At 60.3% G+C, this 16,443-nt stretch carries 17 protein-coding genes; 4 read left to right on the top strand and 13 right to left on the bottom strand.

What is annotated here, in order from left to right:
- The first annotated feature begins 48 nt into the window (after positions 1–48).
- Entirely contained in the window at positions 49–393 is a 345-nt protein-coding gene (locus tag FY112_RS37105; RefSeq protein WP_181018325.1) for a hypothetical protein, read from the top strand.
- Between the two features lie 183 nt (positions 394–576).
- Here the strand turns inward: FY112_RS37105 and FY112_RS37100 are convergent, their stop codons facing one another.
- From FY112_RS37100 to FY112_RS34925, 11 genes are all read right to left on the bottom strand, one after another.
- A complete protein-coding gene (locus FY112_RS37100) occupies positions 577–741 on the bottom strand; it encodes a hypothetical protein (protein ID WP_003543858.1) in 165 nt (54 codons plus the stop codon).
- 127 nt (positions 742–868) lie between these two features.
- The gene (locus FY112_RS34970; protein ID WP_017962552.1) at positions 869–1,057 is read right to left on the bottom strand and encodes a hypothetical protein; all 189 of its coding nucleotides are present in this window, start codon (positions 1,055–1,057) and stop codon (positions 869–871) included.
- A 163-nt stretch (positions 1,058–1,220) separates the two neighbouring features.
- The gene (locus tag FY112_RS34965; protein ID WP_026158940.1) at positions 1,221–1,970 is read right to left on the bottom strand and encodes an ABC transporter ATP-binding protein; all 750 of its coding nucleotides are present in this window, start codon (positions 1,968–1,970) and stop codon (positions 1,221–1,223) included.
- Positions 1,967–2,800: an ABC transporter ATP-binding protein gene (locus tag FY112_RS34960; protein ID WP_131628234.1), complete on the bottom strand. Its 834-nt coding sequence runs from the start codon at positions 2,798–2,800 to the stop codon at positions 1,967–1,969. The genes FY112_RS34965 and FY112_RS34960 overlap by 4 nt, the downstream gene beginning before the upstream one ends.
- Positions 2,797–3,732, bottom strand: coding sequence for an ABC transporter permease (locus tag FY112_RS34955; RefSeq protein WP_017962555.1), 936 nt, complete (start codon positions 3,730–3,732; stop codon positions 2,797–2,799). Before FY112_RS34955 ends, FY112_RS34960 begins: the two co-directional genes overlap by 4 nt.
- The gene (locus FY112_RS34950) at positions 3,729–4,796 is read right to left on the bottom strand and encodes an ABC transporter permease (RefSeq protein ID WP_017962556.1); all 1,068 of its coding nucleotides are present in this window, start codon (positions 4,794–4,796) and stop codon (positions 3,729–3,731) included. Before FY112_RS34950 ends, FY112_RS34955 begins: the two co-directional genes overlap by 4 nt.
- A gap of 18 nt (positions 4,797–4,814) precedes the next feature.
- Positions 4,815–6,458, bottom strand: coding sequence for an ABC transporter substrate-binding protein (locus tag FY112_RS34945; protein ID WP_017962557.1), 1,644 nt, complete (start codon positions 6,456–6,458; stop codon positions 4,815–4,817).
- 37 nt (positions 6,459–6,495) lie between these two features.
- Entirely contained in the window at positions 6,496–7,554 is a 1,059-nt protein-coding gene (locus tag FY112_RS34940) for a dipeptidase (protein ID WP_151520388.1), read from the bottom strand.
- Between the two features lie 266 nt (positions 7,555–7,820).
- A complete protein-coding gene (locus tag FY112_RS34935; RefSeq protein ID WP_017962559.1) occupies positions 7,821–8,846 on the bottom strand; it encodes an ABC transporter permease in 1,026 nt (341 codons plus the stop codon).
- 34 nt (positions 8,847–8,880) lie between these two features.
- Positions 8,881–10,422, bottom strand: coding sequence for a sugar ABC transporter ATP-binding protein (locus FY112_RS34930; RefSeq protein WP_151520387.1), 1,542 nt, complete (start codon positions 10,420–10,422; stop codon positions 8,881–8,883).
- 69 nt (positions 10,423–10,491) lie between these two features.
- Positions 10,492–11,421: a sugar ABC transporter substrate-binding protein gene (locus tag FY112_RS34925; RefSeq protein ID WP_065284428.1), complete on the bottom strand. Its 930-nt coding sequence runs from the start codon at positions 11,419–11,421 to the stop codon at positions 10,492–10,494.
- 375 nt (positions 11,422–11,796) lie between these two features.
- Here FY112_RS34925 and FY112_RS34920 point away from each other — a divergent pair, with 375 nt between their 5' ends.
- The gene (locus FY112_RS34920) at positions 11,797–12,294 is read left to right on the top strand and encodes a DUF1993 domain-containing protein (protein WP_017962562.1); all 498 of its coding nucleotides are present in this window, start codon (positions 11,797–11,799) and stop codon (positions 12,292–12,294) included.
- Positions 12,295–12,300: 6 nt separating this feature from the next.
- Here FY112_RS34920 and FY112_RS34915 read toward each other — a convergent pair whose 3' ends face one another.
- Together FY112_RS34915 and galE are read right to left on the bottom strand one after the other, a co-directional pair.
- Complete coding sequence (locus FY112_RS34915) at positions 12,301–13,860, bottom strand: alkaline phosphatase family protein (protein WP_017962563.1); 1,560 nt, start codon at positions 13,858–13,860, stop codon at positions 12,301–12,303.
- Positions 13,838–14,821, bottom strand: a complete 984-nt coding sequence (gene galE / locus FY112_RS34910; RefSeq protein WP_025396443.1) for a UDP-glucose 4-epimerase GalE — start codon at positions 14,819–14,821, stop codon at positions 13,838–13,840. Before galE ends, FY112_RS34915 begins: the two co-directional genes overlap by 23 nt.
- Before the next feature lie 249 nt (positions 14,822–15,070).
- Between galE and FY112_RS34905 the strand changes: the two genes are divergently transcribed.
- The gene (locus tag FY112_RS34905) at positions 15,071–15,715 is read left to right on the top strand and encodes a ThuA domain-containing protein (protein WP_131620062.1); all 645 of its coding nucleotides are present in this window, start codon (positions 15,071–15,073) and stop codon (positions 15,713–15,715) included.
- A 157-nt stretch (positions 15,716–15,872) separates the two neighbouring features.
- Positions 15,873–16,442 (top strand): GNAT family N-acetyltransferase, encoded by a 570-nt coding sequence (locus FY112_RS34900; RefSeq protein ID WP_017962566.1) that lies wholly within the window; start codon positions 15,873–15,875, stop codon positions 16,440–16,442.
- The last annotated feature ends 1 nt before the right edge of the window (position 16,443 follow it).

The following is a 16,443-nucleotide window of genomic DNA, read 5'->3' as shown; positions in this document are numbered from 1 at the left end:
CTGCTACATGAACGGAGCCCTATTCTTCAAAGATCGATGAAGCTGGGGGTGACGACACTCGGGCCAAGCAATGCAAACGGGCTAAGCCCTGTTCAGGACGTGACCCGACGGGATCAAGACCATCGATACCCTCTCTGCGAAAGCCAGGTCGAAAGTTTGGACACCCTCGGGAAAATTCAAGTCAAGCGGCATGCGCCGCCGCCCGGCGAGCTTGTCTGGGCGGCGGAAATGACGAAAATGCCGGCACCTGGTTCCGGCAAAGAGCTCTTCGATTCGAGAAAAACGAAAGACGCTGATCGCCTGACCATGCGTCTGGCGGCGGGTTGGGCGGTTGTGGCCCACGCCGCTTCCGCTCGAGATCAAGGTCGCTCGGGCGTGTTTTGGATGGCGTGAAAAAAGTACAGAAGAACGATGCGGATCGGAATGCCGATCACCATAACAAAATGTCTCTCGTGACCATTCTCCTTTTGACATTCGAGTGTCAGGAGAATGCCGAGACAAATTAAATGTTCCGGAATTCAATAAAGGCAGAAACCGCCGCAGCGCCGGCACCTGCCGACGCTTGATCAGGCCGGATTACCCGACGACGCCGCAAACCATGGCTACGACGAACAGGAATGCTGCGGTGAAGATCGCGCCATGAAGCATCGTCTGAAGCCTGTGGCGCGTGGTGAGCGGCTTCTTGGTCGGTACGGAACCATACTGGTTCACGTGAGCATGCGAAATACCCAGATCTGCCATATGTCGCCTCCGTTGTTCTCGTGCGGCCGGTTGTGCGGCTCGCGCTTATATTCTTATTTTCTCTATCAAGTAGGTAGAGATAAATTTCCGTCCAGAGCGAGCGGAAGAGAAAATTCAACCAGCCCTTTTAGCAGAGCGTGCGCCAAGCCCAGATCAACGAGCGCTCGACGGCGTTCTCGGTCTGCGACGGGTTGGAGGAAGTCTCGATCAGCCGACGATCCTTTTCCGCAGGAATGGATGCCGAAATCTGTTCCCGGCGATCAGCTCTAACAGGAGGATCGAGGTAACCCATGGTCATCCCACCGAGAAAGAACATGCAATCAACCTCCATCGATCACGAAAGCTAACAAACGTTAACGAGATCATGACAGAAGCAAGGCAGCTGTCAATAGTCTAGTCGAATGGTCGTCTTTTAGGGAAGCATTATCCTTAACGCCGCCGCCGGTCTTTTCCTTTCAATGGTTTGAAAAGATTGGCTTTCAGGCTTTGACAAAACCCTTGCTCGCGATCATCAAATTTCTCGTATAGTCCTCGTGAACCGCGCCTTGCGCCAGTTCCTGCGAGCTCAGCCGCTCGACGACGGCGCCGTTGCGCATCACGGCGAGCCTTTCACACATATGGGTGACGACACCGAGATCATGGCTGACCATCACGAAGGTGAGCTTGCGGTCGCGTCGGATCTCTTCCAAAAGGTTCAGCACTTCGGCCTGCACCGAGGCGTCGAGCGCCGATGTCGGCTCGTCAAGCAGCAGGATCGACGGTTCCACGATCAGCGCCCGGGCGATCGCCACGCGCTGGCGCTGGCCGCCGGAGAGCTGGTGCGGGTAGCGGAAACGGAAACCATTGCCGAGGCCGACCTCGTCAAGCGCGCGGGCGATGCGCTTCTCGCCGTCGGCGATGCCGTGGATTGCTAGCGGTTCGAGCAGAAGCCGGTCGATCGTCTGGCGCGGATGCAGCGAACCATAAGGGTCCTGGAAGACCATTTGCACGCGCCGGTAGAAGACTTTGGTGCGTTTCGAACCTTTCAGCGGCTCGCCATCGATGTTGATCGCGCCGCCGCTGACCGGCGCAAGTCCGGCAACGGCCCGCAGCAAGGTCGATTTTCCCGAGCCGGATTCGCCGACAAGACCAAAGGATTCGCCGCGTTCGATGGCGATGCTGACATCCTTCAAGGCATGAAAATGGTCGTAAACGACGCTCAGGTCGGCGATCTCAAGAGCTGCACTCATGCCGCCCACTCCGGCTTGCGGTCGAGCACCGGTAACGGATGACGGTTCGCGCCGATCTCCGGCATGCAGTTCAGCAGCCCCTGTGTATAGGGATGCTGCGCATGTTTGAGATCGGCCGCCGCCAGCTCCTCGACGATCTTTCCGGCATACATGACGATGACGCGGTCGCAGAAGGAGGAGACCAGCCTCAGATCGTGGGAGACGAAGATCAGCCCCATGCCGCGCTCGGACACCAGCCTGTCCATGATCCGGAGCACGTCGAGTTGCACCGTGACGTCGAGCGCCGAGGTCGGCTCGTCGGCAATCAGCAGTTCCGGCCCGGCAATCAGCATCATTGCGATCATCGCGCGCTGCCCCATGCCACCCGAGACCTCGTGCGGATGCAGGTCGAAGACACGCTTCGGATCGCGAATCTGCACCGCTTCCAGCATGGCGAGCGCACGATCGCGCGCCTCCGTCTTGCCGACCTTCTCATGCGTGCGCAGCGTTTCGCAGATCTGCCGCCCGATCGACATGACGGGATCGAGTGAATATTTCGGATCCTGCAAGATCATGGCGATGCGCTTGCCGCGCAGCCTGCGCCTTTCGCCGGCCGAGGCATTGATAAGATCGATGCCGTTGAAATTAAGCCTGTCGGCCGTGACGATGCCGTGTTTCGGCGTCAGGCCCATGATGGCCCGTCCGGTCTGCGACTTGCCGGAACCGGATTCGCCGACGATGCCGAGCCTTTCCTTGCCGAGCGTGAAGGAGACGCCGCGCACGGCCTCGATCACGCCTGTGCGCGTGGGGTAGCTGACCTTGAGCTTGTCCACCGTCAGAAGTGTCGTCATTGGCCGCTCTCCTTCGGATCGAGCGCGTCGCGCAGGCCGTCGCCGAGGAGATTGAAGCCGAGGCTGACGATGAGGATGGCGATGCCGGGCATCGCCGCGACCCACCATTGATCGAGGATGAAGCGCCGTCCCGAAGCGATCATCGCCCCCCATTCCGGCAGCGGCGGCTGCGCCCCCAGACCGAGGAAACCGAGACCGGCCGCCGTCAGGATGATGCCCGCCATGTCGAGCGTCACGCGCACGATCAGCGAGGAAATACAGAGCGGCATGACATGGCGCACGATAATACGAAGAGGCGAGGCGCCCATCAGCTTCACCGCCGAAATATAATCGGAACGCCGAACCGTCAGCGTCTCGGCGCGCGCGATGCGGGCATAGGGCGGCCAGGAGGTGATGGCGATGGCGATGATCGCGTTCTGAATACCGGGACCGAGCGCTGCGACGAAGGCGAGCGCCAGCACCAGCTTCGGGAAGGCGAGAAAGATATCGGTGATGCGCATCAGTGTCGCATCCACCCAGCCTCCGGCATAACCGGAGACCGTGCCGACGATCAGCCCGACCGGCGCCGAGATGACGGCGACCAGCACGACGACGAGCAGCGTCAACCGCGATCCGTAGATTAACCGCGAATAGATATCGCGGCCCTGGTCATCCGAACCGAGCCAGAATCCCCCCGTGCCGGGCGGCAGCAGGCGGGCATTGCGAAGATCGCCGACGACGGGGTTATGCGTGGCGAGCACATCGGCAAAGGCGGCGATAAAAAGCAGCGCCACGATGATCAGCAGGCCGACAACGGCGAGCCTGTTGGCCGTGAACTGCCGCCAGGTGACGTAGGTGCGGCCGAGGCGAGCCTGCAGGCGCGATTGCGGCCGATCGGAAAGCAGCCATTCACGGCGGCTCATTGGCTGGGATGGGTTGGCGGGAAACGTCATCGGTTTCGCGTCCTCGGGTCGAGCGTCCGGTAGAGAAGATCGGACAGAAGGTTGATGCCGATGAAAACAGTACCGATGACGATCGTGCCGCCGAGCACGGCGTTCATGTCGGCGTTCTGCAGCGAATTGGTGATGTAGAGCCCGATGCCCGGCCAGGAAAAAACGGTCTCCGTCAGCACCGATCCTTCGAGCAGGCCGGCATAGGAAAGCGCAATGACGGTGACCAACGGCACGGCGGCATTGCGCAACGCATGGCCCCAGATCACCCGCGTTTCCGAAAGCCCCTTGGCGCGCGCGGCAACGATATATTCCTGGGAAAGCTCGTTCAGCATGAAGCTGCGCGTCATGCGGCTGATATAGGCGAGCGAGAAATAGCCAAGCAGCGAGGCGGGCAGGATGATGTGACGGAAGACATCATAGAAGACGTCCCATTGCCCTTGCCAGGCGCTGTCTAGCAGGTAAAGGCCGGTGATCGGCGTGAACGTATATTCGAAGACGATGTCGATGCGCCCGGGAAAGGCCACCCAGCGCAGTTGCGCATAGAAGATGACGAGCGAGATCAGCGCCAGCCAGAAGATCGGCACCGAATAACCGATCAGGCCGATGACGCGCACGATCTGGTCGGCGATGCTGCCACGACGCACCGCGGCGAGAACGCCAAGCGGCACGCCGACGAAAGCACCGATGAGCGTTCCGAGCGTCGCGAGTTCGATCGTCGCCGGCAGCACCCGGCGGATATCCACCATGACGGGATTGGTCGTCAGCACCGAATTGCCGAAATCGCCGGACAGTATGCCTTTGATATAAATGAAAAATTGCTGGTAAAGCGGCAGGTTGAAGCCCATTTCCTGGCGTACGCGCTCGACGACGTGGTTGGGCGCGCGGTCGCCGAGAATGGCGAGCACGGGATCGATCGGCACGACGCGGCCGATGAAGAAGGTGACGGCCAGCAGGCCGAGATAGGTGGTGACGGCGGCAAACAGAAACCGCCCTAGCGCCTTTGCAAAGGCCCTAGCACGGCCCTTTCGGGGCCGCGCCTCCTGCATTGTTTCGACGGTGCTCAAGCGACCAATCCTGCCGGACTATTCCTTGGCGATCGGACCGACGAAATTGGTATCGAAGCTCGGACCCAGCTTGAAGTCCTTCAGGTTCTTGCGGTAGCCAGCCACCTCGGTCTGCTGGAAGATGAAGACGAAGGGGCTGTTTGCCAGGTACTTCTTCTGGATGTCCTGATATATGGCGGCGCGCTTGGCGGCGTCGCGTTCCAGAAGAGCTGCCTTGGCTTGCTTGTCAAGTTCCGGCGCTTCCCAGCTGTTGCGCCACGCGAGCGTCTTCACCGTGCCGGCATCGGAATTGTCAGGATTGCCGGTAAAGGTGTCGGCATTGGAATTCGGGTCGAAATAGTCCGAACCCCATTGGCCGATATACATGTCGTGGGTACGGGCACGGTACTTGGTCAGCGTCTGCTTGCCGTCGCCGGGGATAATTTCCATCTTCACGCCGGCCTGCGCCAGCGTTTGCTGCATCGATTCTGCGATACCGGTCACCGGCTGGCTGTTGCGCACGTCCATGGTGATCGAGAAACCGTCGGGTACACCGGCCTTGGCCAGCAGTTCCTTGGCCTTGGCGACATCGAGCTTGTAGGGATTCTCATCGAGTGCGCCGAGCTGACCCTTTGGCAGGAAGGTCTGATGGATCTCGCCGATACCCTTGATCAGCGTTGCGCTGATCGCATCGTAATCGACCAGGTATTTGAAGGCTTCCTGGACTTCCGGCTTCTTCAGGTTCTCGTTCTTGTTGTTCAGGCTGACATAATAGATCGTGCCCTTCGGCGCACTCGTTATCGCAAGATCGGCATTCTTCGAAACGGCGTCGATGTCGCCCGGCTCGAGATTGCGGGCGATATCGATATCACCGGCTTCGAGCGCCAGGCGTTGGGCAGCGCTTTCCTTCATGTAGCGGTAGATGACGCGGTTGAGCTTTGCCTTGTCGCCATAATAATTGTCGTTGCGCTCCAGCACGACGACTTCGTTGGCGCGCCATTCGCGCATCTTATAGGGGCCGGAGCCGGCATAGCCGGTCTTCAGCCATTCATTGCCGAAGTCGTTGTCGTATTTGTGGTCGGCATCGGGCGTCACCGCCTTCACATGCTCCAGCACCAGCTTCTTGTCGACGACGGAAGCGACAGTTGCCGTCAAGCAATTGAGCACAAAGCTCGGCGCATAGGCCTTGTCAACCGTGAAGACGAAGGTGCCGGCATCGGCCGCCTTGGCCTTTTCCGTGACGTTGTCGCCGGTCAGACCGAATTGGGTGAGGATGAAGGCCGGGCTCTTGTCGAGCTTGACGGCACGCTCGAACGACCAGGCAACGTCTTCGGCGGTGATTGGGTTGCCGGAGGCGAATTTCAGGCCTGGCTTCAGCTTGAACGTATAGGTAAGGCCGTCATCGGAAACGCTCCAGCTCTCGGCGAGATCGCCCTTCACCTTGGACGTGTCGTCCATGTCGAGACGGACGAGCAGGCTGTAGCTGTTGGTGGTGATTTCGGCGGTCGAAAGCTCGAAAGCCTCGCCCGGATCCATCGTGATGATATCGTCGATGGCGAAACCTTCGACCAGCGTATCCTTCGGCGTCTCGGCAAAGGCCGAGGGTGCGGCCATCATCAGCAGTGAAAGCGCAGCTCCCGCGGAAAGCATGCGGAAATTGCGGTTGAGCTTGGTCATCATCATGGTCTGTTCCCCTGTTTTTTGATTGGATACGAAAGGCTTAGGCGTGGTCCTCCCGCCAAGCCTGCGCCAGAATGCGAAGCCAGTTTTCACGGGCAAGTTTTGCCAGGTTGGCATCAGCATAGCCAACCTCTCTGAGAGCGGCAATCAGCTTCTGATTACCGGCTGCATCACCGATTTCCTCGGGAATGGTGGCCCCGTCGAAGTCCGATCCGAGCGCCACGCAGTCGATGCCGATGCGATTCACAAGATAGTCGATATGGCGGATCATGTCGGCAAGCGGCGTATCGCTGTCCGAGCGGCCGTCGGCACGCAGCATGGCGGTGGCATAATTGATGCCGACGAGCCCGCGGCTTTCGCGGATCGCATCGAGCTGCCTGTCCGTCAGGTTACGCGCGACCGGCGTCAGGGCGTGGGCATTGGAGTGGCTGGCGACCAGCGGCTGGTCCGTCTTCTTCGCCACGTCCCAGAAACCCTTCTCGGTGATATGGGCAAGGTCGATCAGGATACCGAGGCGATTACATTCCCTGACCAGCGCGAAGCCGGCATCGGTGAGGCCGGGCGCCGTGTCCGGCGACATCGGGAAGGCGAAGGGCACGCCGTGACCGAAGACATTGTGCCGGCTCCAGACCGGACCGAGCGACCGCAGCCCTGCCGCATAGAACACCTCGAGCGCCGAGAGATCGGCGCTGATCGCCTCGCAGCCTTCCATATGCATGACGGCGGCGAAAATGTCGTCCGCCATGGCGCTGCGGATATCCTTCACCGTCCGGCAGAGCCGCCAGGCGCCGGCCTGGTCGAGCCGCAGCGCGATCGCGGCCATTTCATTGGCGATGGCAAGCGAAGGCAGCGGATCGAGAGGTGCCGCCATCGGCGTCACATAGCGACCATCGGCATCCGGATCGGCGAAGACGAGATCGCCTGAGGGAATATAGATGGCGCAGAGACCGCCCGAAAGACCGCCCTCTCTAGCCCGATGCGCATCGATATGGCCGACCGTCGTGCCGTCTGCGAATTCCGCGATCGGATCGCTGCCGTCTTTTGAATGTGTCCAGAGCCGAAGGAGAACGTCATTGTGACCGTCAAATACGAATTGCATCTGTCTTCCTGCGCTGCCCGAGCGGGCGAATGAAGCGGCCAGAATAGAAAAGCTGACGGAATTCGCCACCTCTTTTTTTGAAATCCGTCATCGGCGCTAGAACAGCATGATTTTCGGCCGGATCGGCCTAAAATCTGAATGCTCTTCTAAGTTAAACAGTTAGAGCATGATGTTGTCCGAAAACCGCTCACACTCTTCGGCACCATGCTCTGAAAACGGAACGGGGGCCGAGGCCCCCGTAAAATATCAGATCACGCTGCCGGAAATTAGTGTTTGCGGCGTTTCTTCTGTCTGTAGACGTCGATGACGACAGCCGCGACGATGATGAGGCCTTTGACGATCTCCTGGTAGTAGGCGTCGATCCTGAGGAACGTGAAGCCTGAGGTCATGACGCCGAGGATGATGGTGCCGATGACGGTGCCGGTGATGCGCCCGACGCCGCCGGTGAGCGAGGTGCCGCCGATAACGGTCGCGGCGATCGCGTCGAGTTCATATCCAACACCCATGCTGGCCTGTGCGGTTTCAGCACGTGCCGCCGTGACGATACCGGCAAGGCCGGCGAGCAATCCGGCAATCACATAGACCTTTACGAGATGCGCCTCGATGTTGATGCCGGAAACACGCGCGGCCTGCGGGTTCGCGCCGATGGCATAGGTGAACTTTCCATAACGCGTATAGCGCAGCGCAATGTGAAAGATCAGTGCAACGACCAGGAAGACGACAACCGGCCAGGCTTTCGTTCCGATGAAATGAAACTGCTCGGTGACCCCGGAAACCGGCTGTCCCTTCGTATACCACTTCGCGACACCTCTGGCCGAAACGAACATACCAAGCGTGGCAATGAACGGAGGGATCTTCGTGTAGGCGATGAGCGCGCCGTTCGCGAGGCCGGCGGCCGCCCCGATCAGCAGACCAACGACGATAGGCACGAAAGCCGGCAGGTCGGTCAGCGAGGGAAAAACGGCCCGTCCCCAGGTCGAGGATTGGGCAAAGCTCGTTGCGATCATCGCCGTCATGCCGACGACCGAACCCGACGAAAGGTCGATGCCGCCGGTGATGATGACCTGCGTGACGCCGACGGCGATGATGCCGATGACGGAGACCTGCAGGATCATGATCGTCAGACGCTGCGAATTCATCAGGAAGCTTTGGCCGATGAACATCCAGCCGAGCACTTCATAGATCAGCGCGATGCCGACGAGCACGAGGAAAATGCTGAGCTCCGTCGGTATGCGCCGCCGCCTTTGCCGGGTTGCGAGCGGAGCCGCGCCCTCTGCTGCCTTGGTAGTCATGTCAAACCTCCCTTGGGCAATCGCCGTCAACGCATCACTGCGCAGCCAGCTCCATCACCTTGATCTGCGTTGCTTCATCGCGATTGAGGAAACCGGTCACGCGTCCCTCATGCATGACCATGATGCGGTCGCTCATCCCGAGAACCTCGGGCATCTCGGACGAGATCATCACCACCGCCACACCGTCTCGCGCCATCTCCGTGACCAGCCGGTGGATTTCCGCCTTGGCGCCGACATCGATACCGCGCGTCGGCTCATCGAGGATGAGGATGCGCGGATTGGTGAGCAGCCAGCGCCCGATCAGCACCTTCTGCTGATTGCCGCCCGAAAGATTTTCTACCCGCTCGTAAAGATTGGGCGTTTTCACGCGCAGCTTTTTTGCCATGTCTTCGCAGGTTGCCTCGATCGCGCCCTGCTGCACGAAGCCGCCCTTGACGTATCTGTCCTGCAGAACGGCAATCTGCATGTTCTCGAGAATATCGAGGATCAGCAGGCAGCCGGTATCTTTCCGGTCTTCGGTCAGGAACGCCATCCGATTGCGGATGGCCTCGGTCGGCGAAGTAATGGTCACCGGCTTGCCGTAGAGCTCGACCGAGCCGGAGCTTGCCGGCGTCACGCCAAACAGCGTTTCGGCGACATTCGACCGGCCGGAGCCGACAAGGCCGGCCACGCCGAGGATTTCGCCGGCCCTGACCTCGAAAGAGACGTTGTTGAAGACGCCCTTGAGACAAAGATCCTTGACGGAGAGCACGACTTCGCCGATCGGCACCTCTTCCTTGGGAAACATCTGGGTGATCTCGCGCCCGACCATCATGCGGATGATGTCGTCGCGGGTGACGTCGGTCGAGGCATGCGTGCCGATATATCGGCCGTCACGGAAGACGGAGAACTCGTCGGCGATCTCGAAAAGCTCGTTCATCTTGTGGGTAATGTAGACGATGCCGATGCCTTGGGCCCTGAGGTCCCGGATAATACTGAAAAGATGCTCGACCTCGCGCTCCGTCAGTGCCGAAGTCGGCTCGTCCATGATCAGCACGTCGGAATTATAGGAAACCGCCTTGGCGATCTCGACCATCTGCCGGTTGGCGACCGACAGGAACCGAACCTCGATATCGGGATCGATTGATATATTGAGCCGGGCAAACAGCTCCTCGGTCATGCGATGCATCACGCCGTGATCGATGAAGCCGAGGCGGTTCTTCGGTTCGCGGCGAATCCAGATATTTTCGGCAACCGTCATGAACGGCATCAGGTTCAGTTCCTGATGGATCATGGCAATGCCGTTCTCCAGCGCGTCGAGCGGAGATTTCAGTCGAATCTCGATCCCCTTCAGGCGAATATCACCCTTATCGGGCGTGTAGATGCCGGCGAGGATCTTCATTAAGGTCGATTTGCCGGCGCCGTTTTCGCCCATCAACGCATGCACGGAAGCGCGCTTCAGCCGGAACTGCACGTCGTCGAGTGCGACGACACCAGGAAATTCCTTGCGGACACCCTCGGCGCTCAAGAGATATTCCGCATTCGGGACGGCGCCGCTTGCACGCACGGCGGCCATGGTTGTCGGGCTGACGGCCATATCATCTCCTCCAGATACGGGTAGGCGAAAAGGATGCGGGCAAAGCCCGCATCCAGTGTGGCGTTCGCCTCAGTTCTTGGTGACGAAGTCCTTGACGTTGGCAGGCGTGACGAGCTGGAAGGGAATGTAGACCTTCTTTTCGATCTTTTCGCCCTTGGCGAGCTTGAGCGCTGCATCAAGCGAGCCCTTGCCCTGGCCGGCGGCATCCTGGAACACGGTAACGTCGAGATCGCCCGCCTGCATGGCGGCAAGCGCGTCCTGCGTGGCGTCGACACCGCCGACGACGACCTTGCTCATGTCCTTGCCGGCTGCCTTCAGCGCCTGGATGGCGCCGATCGCCATTTCGTCGTTGTTGGAGATGACGGCGTCGAACTCGATGCCGCTGGAGAGCCAGTTGGTCATCAGGTCGGCACCCTGGGTACGATCCCAGTTGGCCGTCTGCTCTTCGACGATCTCGATGCCTTTGCACTCATCGGTCTTGATGACGTCATGGACGTCCTGGGTCCGCATGCGCGCAGCCTGGTTGGAGAGCTCGCCCATGATGACGACAGCCTTGCCCTTGCCGCCGAGAATACGGCAGATTTCCTTGGTTTCCAGCGTGCCGGATTCCAGCTCGTTGGAAGCGACGAAGGCCTGCTTGTCCGGCAGCGTGTCGACGTTGACCGGCTGACGGTTGACGTAAACCAGCGGAATGCCGGCATCGGCCGCGAGCTTCGACATCGCCGTGGTCGCATCGGTATCGACAGGGTTGACGATGATTGCATCGACCTTGGAGGCGATGAAATTCTGGATCTGGCTCTGCTGCTTGGAAACGTCGTTCTGCGCGTCTTCGACCTGCAGCGTTACGCCGCTCAGTGTCTTTGCATAATCGGTCATGCCGTTGCGCAGAACCGTCAGGAAATTGTCGTCGAATTTCGCCATCGAGACGCCGACCGTCTCTGCGTGAGCCGCCGTCGACATGACGAGCGCCATCGCAGTGCCCAGGATAAACTTTTTCATTTTACTTCCTCCACAAAGCGGTGCCCGGCTGCACCCTCCTCACGCCGGAGCTCCAGGCATTTGCTCTGAAGCCGCAATTTTCTGCGCCACCTCTCCCGCGGCGCTCCGCAAAACGGAACAAACAAACCGTCAAATCTGTTCTGCGGAATATTCATTCCATTTTCTGGGGACGACGTCAAGTATCTTTAGCGGCGACGAGATAGGGAGGAGAGCGCAATGCCATGCGGGGCTTCACGACCGACGCCCGCATTCGCTCTGTTGTGAAAGACCAGGCGAGCATCCATCTATGGGAGGGTCGAAGACGGGCTCACGGCCACAGACGCCTTCGACCTCTCGCCGCGACCCAATCATTTGAAGATTTTGGAGACAGGACAGATGTCCATTTCGATGTATCGCCTCACCGTTCCGATGTTCCAGCGCGGCCTCGCCAGCCTGAAAACCTACCTCGACAAGGCCGAAGCCTATGCCAAGGAAAAGAATATCGATCCCGTCATATTGGTCGCCGCTCGCCTGGCGCCCGACATGCTGCCGCTCTCCGGCCAGTATCAGCGCGCCAGCGACACCGCCAAATTTGCGCTCGCCCGCCTGACGGCGACCGACGCCCCGAAGTTCGAGGATAACGAAACGACGTTCGAAGACCTTCGTGAGCGCCTGGCAAAGACCGAAGCCTATCTCGCCGGTTTCTCGGTGGAAGCACTGGAAGGCACAGAAACCCGCCAGATCACCCTGCCGGGAAAGAGTGGTATCGTGCTGCCGGGTGACGAATATATCGCCACCTTCGCCCTGCCGAACTTCTATTTCCACGTCGCGACGGCCCACGCCATCCTGCGTAGCCAGGGTGCGCCGATCGGCAAACGCGATTATCTCGGCTAAGTGATATCAGGGCCGGCGCGTCACCGGCCCTCTTTCCGTCAGCTCGGTATAGGCGAGCGTCTGATCGAGATGGCGTGCTCGAAGCGACAGCAGCGTCTCGGCATAGTCGAGCCGTATCGCCGCATAGGCCGGATCCGCCGCGACATTGTCGAGCTCCATCGGATCGTCGGCAAGATCGAAGAGCAGCGGTGGCAAAGCGGTAAAATGCACATATTTGAACCGTGCGTCGCGGATCACCGCGAGATTGCATTCGTTGGGCCGCAGCCGGAAATGCCGCTCGGCCTCGCCATGCGCAATGTCGCGGAAATCGAATTCCCAGAATGCCGCATCCCGCCAGCCCTGTCCGCTCCCACCCCTGACAAACGGCATGAGCGACCGGCCATCGAGCCCGTTCTTCGCGTCGATGCCGAGCCTTTGGCAAAGTGTTGGAAAAATATCGGCAGCGCTGGTGAATTTGTCGACGACCCCACCCGCAGCACTGCTTGCGGGATCGCGTATGACAAGCGGAATATGATAGCCGCCGTCGAAGAAGCCGCCCTTGCCGAGCGTCCAGTGATCGCCCGCCATCTCGGCGTGATCCGAGGTGAAGACAACAAGTGTGTCGTCCCAGGCACCCGCATCCTTGAGGGCCTGCCAGATGCGGCCGAGCTGCGCATCGACCTCTGATATCATGCCGTAATAGATCGCCCGGATCGCGGCGAAATCCTCATCGTTCCAGCCGCTGAGCGGCCCCGCTGCACCGAGGATGAAGTTGCCCTTGTCGGAGCGTGGCATGGCATAGGCGAGGTAGGGATGACTGTCCTGTTCGGCTTCGAAGTTTGCCGCGCGGGCAAAAACCGGTCCGTCCCCCGGCTTGAACATGCGGTTGAACGGCTCCGGCACGGAGAATGGTGGATGCGGACGTAAGAAAGAGACATGCGCAAACCACGGCCTGTCCTGTTCGCCCATCCAGCGGATGAACTCGCCGGCCAGGAAAGCCGTCTGGGTCTCGTCGCATGAATAGGCCGGCGCTGCATCGGAAATGTCTCCGGCTCTGGCACCGACGGGAATATGGATATCGCGGCTGACGGCATCCGCATGGCCGCGGGACCTGAGCCAGGAGAGCCATTGTTTCTCATGCTCGGGCAGAAGCTGGCGGGCGGTAAAGCCCGGCAGCACGCCTTCGTAGGTCGTCAGATGCGGATCGCCGGCATCCATCCCGCGCGGATCGGGCGCCGTATCCGTGTAGCCAAACAGCGTCGGGTCGTATCCCGCCCGCCGGGCGGCCAGTGCCAGATTGTCGAAGCGAGCATCGAGCGGCGAACCGTTGCGGCAGACGCGGTGGTTCATCTGATAGAGACCGGTATAGAGTGTTGCCCGCGCCGGCGAGCAGGGTGCCGCCCCTGCATAGTGCCGCCGGAAGAGGGTGCCTTCGCGCGCCAGCGCATCGACACCCGGCGTCTTTACGCAGGCATGGCCGACGGCCGACAGGCAATCACCGCGCCACTGGTCCGCCGTGATCAGCAGGATGTTCGGCCGGCGGGCTTTCTCAATGCTGATTGGCTCAATGCTGGTTGGATTTTGCATGCCAGTCCCAGGCGGAGCGGATGATCTGAGACAGATCATACTGCGGCACCCAGCCGAGCACGTCGCGCGCCTTGTCGTTATTGGCGACCAGCGTATGCGAATCGCCTTCGCGACGGCCGATATATTCGACCGGGAAAGGCCGGTTCGACACGTCCTCGATGGCGCCGAGCAATTCCTTGACCGTCGTGCCGGTGCCGGTGCCGAGATTGAGCGCGACGGAATCGCCGCCCTTCAGCAGATATTCGACGGCGCGCACATGCGCATCGGCAAGATCGAGCACATGGATATAGTCGCGCACACAGGTGCCGTCACGGGTCTCGTAATCGCTGCCGAACACCTTGAAACCCTGACGGCGGCCGAGCGCCGCATCGATCGCCAGCGGTATCGCATGGGTTTCCGGCTGATGCCATTCGCCGATCCGGCCCTCGAAATCGGCGCCGGCCGCATTGAAATAACGCAGCACCACCGAGCGCAGGCTCCTGTACTGGTCGTAATCGGCAAGCGCCTGCTCGACGATATATTTCGTCCGCCCGTAAGGATTGATCGGCACCTGCCGGTGCGTCTCGTCGAGCGGCACGCTCTGCGGCAGGCCGTAGGTCGCGCAGGTGGAGGAGAAGACGAAGGCGTTGATGCCGGCCGCCTGTGCCGCTGAGAGCAGCGTCAAGGTGCCGATCACATTGTTCTCGTAGAAGGAAACCGGATCCTTGACCGATTCGCCGACCTCGATCAGCGCCGCGAAATGCAGGATCGCCGCCGGCTTGTGCTTGGCCAGTACCTCATCCAGCCGGGCGCGATCGCGAATATCGCCTTCCTCGGCCGGCCCCCATCTGACGAACTCGCGATGGCCGTTCGAAAAATTATCGAAGACGACAGGCCTATAGCCCTTATTCGCCAGGTCGAGGCACGTATGCGAGCCGATATAGCCGGCACCGCCGACGACAAGAACCGTTTCACCTGCCATGCACCACCCTTATTATTCATTGAGAGATGGGAGAAACCTAGACGAGATACACGTCAATAAAAAGAAGGAACTACGATCGGCGTCAATGGACAATACGTCAAATGCCGAAGTCGCCCCATTCGTGCGGTTTGTGCCGAGTCAGCAGATAGTCATGAATTATTCGCGTGATTTGCACAGCCGCCCGATCTAATGGGCTTGCACCACCATGTGATGATCAACGTCTGCAGTTATAAAGCAGGGAGAGCGCAAATGAGGAAGGCAATGATCGTTTGGGGCGGCTGGCAGGGTCATGAGCCAGAGCAATGCGCCCATATCGTCGCCGATCTCTTGCGCGAGGACGATTTTACGGTCGAGGTGACCGGCGATCTCGGCGTGTTCGGATCTCCGACGCTGGCGAAAGCCGATCTGCTGGTGCCTATCATTACCGGCGAAAAGCTTGAGAAGGAGCATGCCGCTGGCCTCGTCGAAGCCGTGCGCAGCGGTCTGGGGCTCGCCGGCCATCACGGCGCGCTCGCCACGTCCTTCAAGGAAAGCGCGCCTTTCCGCTATGTCTCCGGCGTCACCTGGGTCGCCCATCCCGGTAATATCATCGACTTCCGCGTTGCCGTTACCCGCCAGGACGATCCCGTCATGGAGGGCATTCCCGATTTCGACTATCGTTCGGAGCAATATTACCTCCATTACGATCCGACCGTCGAAATCCTCGCGACCACCACCTTCACCGGCGCCTACGATCCGGCGGCCCGCAATGTCGTGATGCCCGTCGTCTTCAAGCGCCATTTCGGCGCCGGCCGCATCTTCTATTCCGCCCTCGGCCACGTTGCGGCCGAATTCGACCATCCCTACATGCCCCTCATCCTGCGGCGTGGCCTCAGCTGGGCCGCACGCCAGTAGCGCCAGAACGATCGCCCGCGGATGAGGATCGGCAACGATATCCGGGCGATGTCGGCGGCTAAAGAACGCGGATTTCAGGCTGCAGGGCAGCCTCGCCTGATCGGCCGGCATGGGGCGGCCGCTTGCCGATCGTCCGCCCGCGCCATAACTTGCCCGGATGCAGGATCGCTTCTCTTTCTTCCCCGCTACCGCCGACCGCCTGGCCGACATAGAAGCGGTTTTCGACGATTGCGCCGACGGCCGGAATTGTCGCTGCGCCTACTGGTATCTTCCGAATGCCGACTACAAGGCAGGATGGGGCGAGGGAAATCGCAACTGGTTCCGCAGCCTCGTCGCCGAACGACGCCCGCCCGGCATTCTCGGCTATCGCGAGAATGAGCCGGCCGGATGGTGCGGTGTCGCGCCACGCGCCGTATTCGATCGGCTGCGCCGCTCAAAACCCTTTGCTTCAGTCGATGACAGGCCGGCCTGGTCGATCAATTGCTTCATCGTCCGCAAGCCGTTCCGGCGGCAGGGTCTGTCGCGATTGTTATTGAAACACGCGGTTGAATTTGCAAGCGCGAACGGCGCCGAATGTCTCGAAGCCTACCCTGTCGATCAGTCAGCCCGTGCTTCGAACGGAGCCGAGCTCTATCCGGGAACTCTATCGATGTTTCTGGATGCCGGTTTCGCCGAAGTGGCAAGACGCCTGCCGGCAAGGCCGATCGTGCGCCTGGAATGCCGCTGAA

It is taken from the genome of Rhizobium sp. PEPV16, assembly GCF_008919455.1.
In the GTDB taxonomy this organism is placed as follows: domain Bacteria; phylum Pseudomonadota; class Alphaproteobacteria; order Rhizobiales; family Rhizobiaceae; genus Rhizobium; species Rhizobium leguminosarum_Q.
The sequence above is the reverse complement of the archived record's forward strand: the minus strand, read 5'-3'. Positions and strand labels throughout refer to the sequence as shown.

What these genes read in the sequence shown, in the direction of transcription:
- FY112_RS34970 (WP_017962552.1), bottom strand. Translation starts at nt 1,057, where the DNA reads ATGTTCTTTCTCGGTGGGATGACCATGGGTTACCTCGATCCTCCTGTT.
- FY112_RS34930 (WP_151520387.1), bottom strand. Translation starts at nt 10,422, where the DNA reads ATGGCCGTCAGCCCGACAACCATGGCCGCCGTGCGTGCAAGCGGCGCC.
- FY112_RS34940 (WP_151520388.1), bottom strand. Translation starts at nt 7,554, where the DNA reads ATGCAATTCGTATTTGACGGTCACAATGACGTTCTCCTTCGGCTCTGG.
- FY112_RS34900 (WP_017962566.1), top strand. Translation starts at nt 15,873, where the DNA reads ATGCAGGATCGCTTCTCTTTCTTCCCCGCTACCGCCGACCGCCTGGCC.
- FY112_RS34925 (WP_065284428.1), bottom strand. Translation starts at nt 11,421, where the DNA reads ATGAAAAAGTTTATCCTGGGCACTGCGATGGCGCTCGTCATGTCGACG.
- FY112_RS34945 (WP_017962557.1), bottom strand. Translation starts at nt 6,458, where the DNA reads ATGATGATGACCAAGCTCAACCGCAATTTCCGCATGCTTTCCGCGGGA.
- FY112_RS34935 (WP_017962559.1), bottom strand. Translation starts at nt 8,846, where the DNA reads ATGACTACCAAGGCAGCAGAGGGCGCGGCTCCGCTCGCAACCCGGCAA.
- FY112_RS34920 (WP_017962562.1), top strand. Translation starts at nt 11,797, where the DNA reads ATGTCCATTTCGATGTATCGCCTCACCGTTCCGATGTTCCAGCGCGGC.
- FY112_RS34915 (WP_017962563.1), bottom strand. Translation starts at nt 13,860, where the DNA reads ATGCAAAATCCAACCAGCATTGAGCCAATCAGCATTGAGAAAGCCCGC.
- FY112_RS34965 (WP_026158940.1), bottom strand. Translation starts at nt 1,970, where the DNA reads ATGAGTGCAGCTCTTGAGATCGCCGACCTGAGCGTCGTTTACGACCAT.
- FY112_RS34955 (WP_017962555.1), bottom strand. Translation starts at nt 3,732, where the DNA reads ATGACGTTTCCCGCCAACCCATCCCAGCCAATGAGCCGCCGTGAATGG.
- FY112_RS34960 (WP_131628234.1), bottom strand. Translation starts at nt 2,800, where the DNA reads ATGACGACACTTCTGACGGTGGACAAGCTCAAGGTCAGCTACCCCACG.
- galE (WP_025396443.1), bottom strand. Translation starts at nt 14,821, where the DNA reads ATGGCAGGTGAAACGGTTCTTGTCGTCGGCGGTGCCGGCTATATCGGC.
- FY112_RS37100 (WP_003543858.1), bottom strand. Translation starts at nt 741, where the DNA reads ATGGCAGATCTGGGTATTTCGCATGCTCACGTGAACCAGTATGGTTCC.
- FY112_RS34905 (WP_131620062.1), top strand. Translation starts at nt 15,071, where the DNA reads ATGAGGAAGGCAATGATCGTTTGGGGCGGCTGGCAGGGTCATGAGCCA.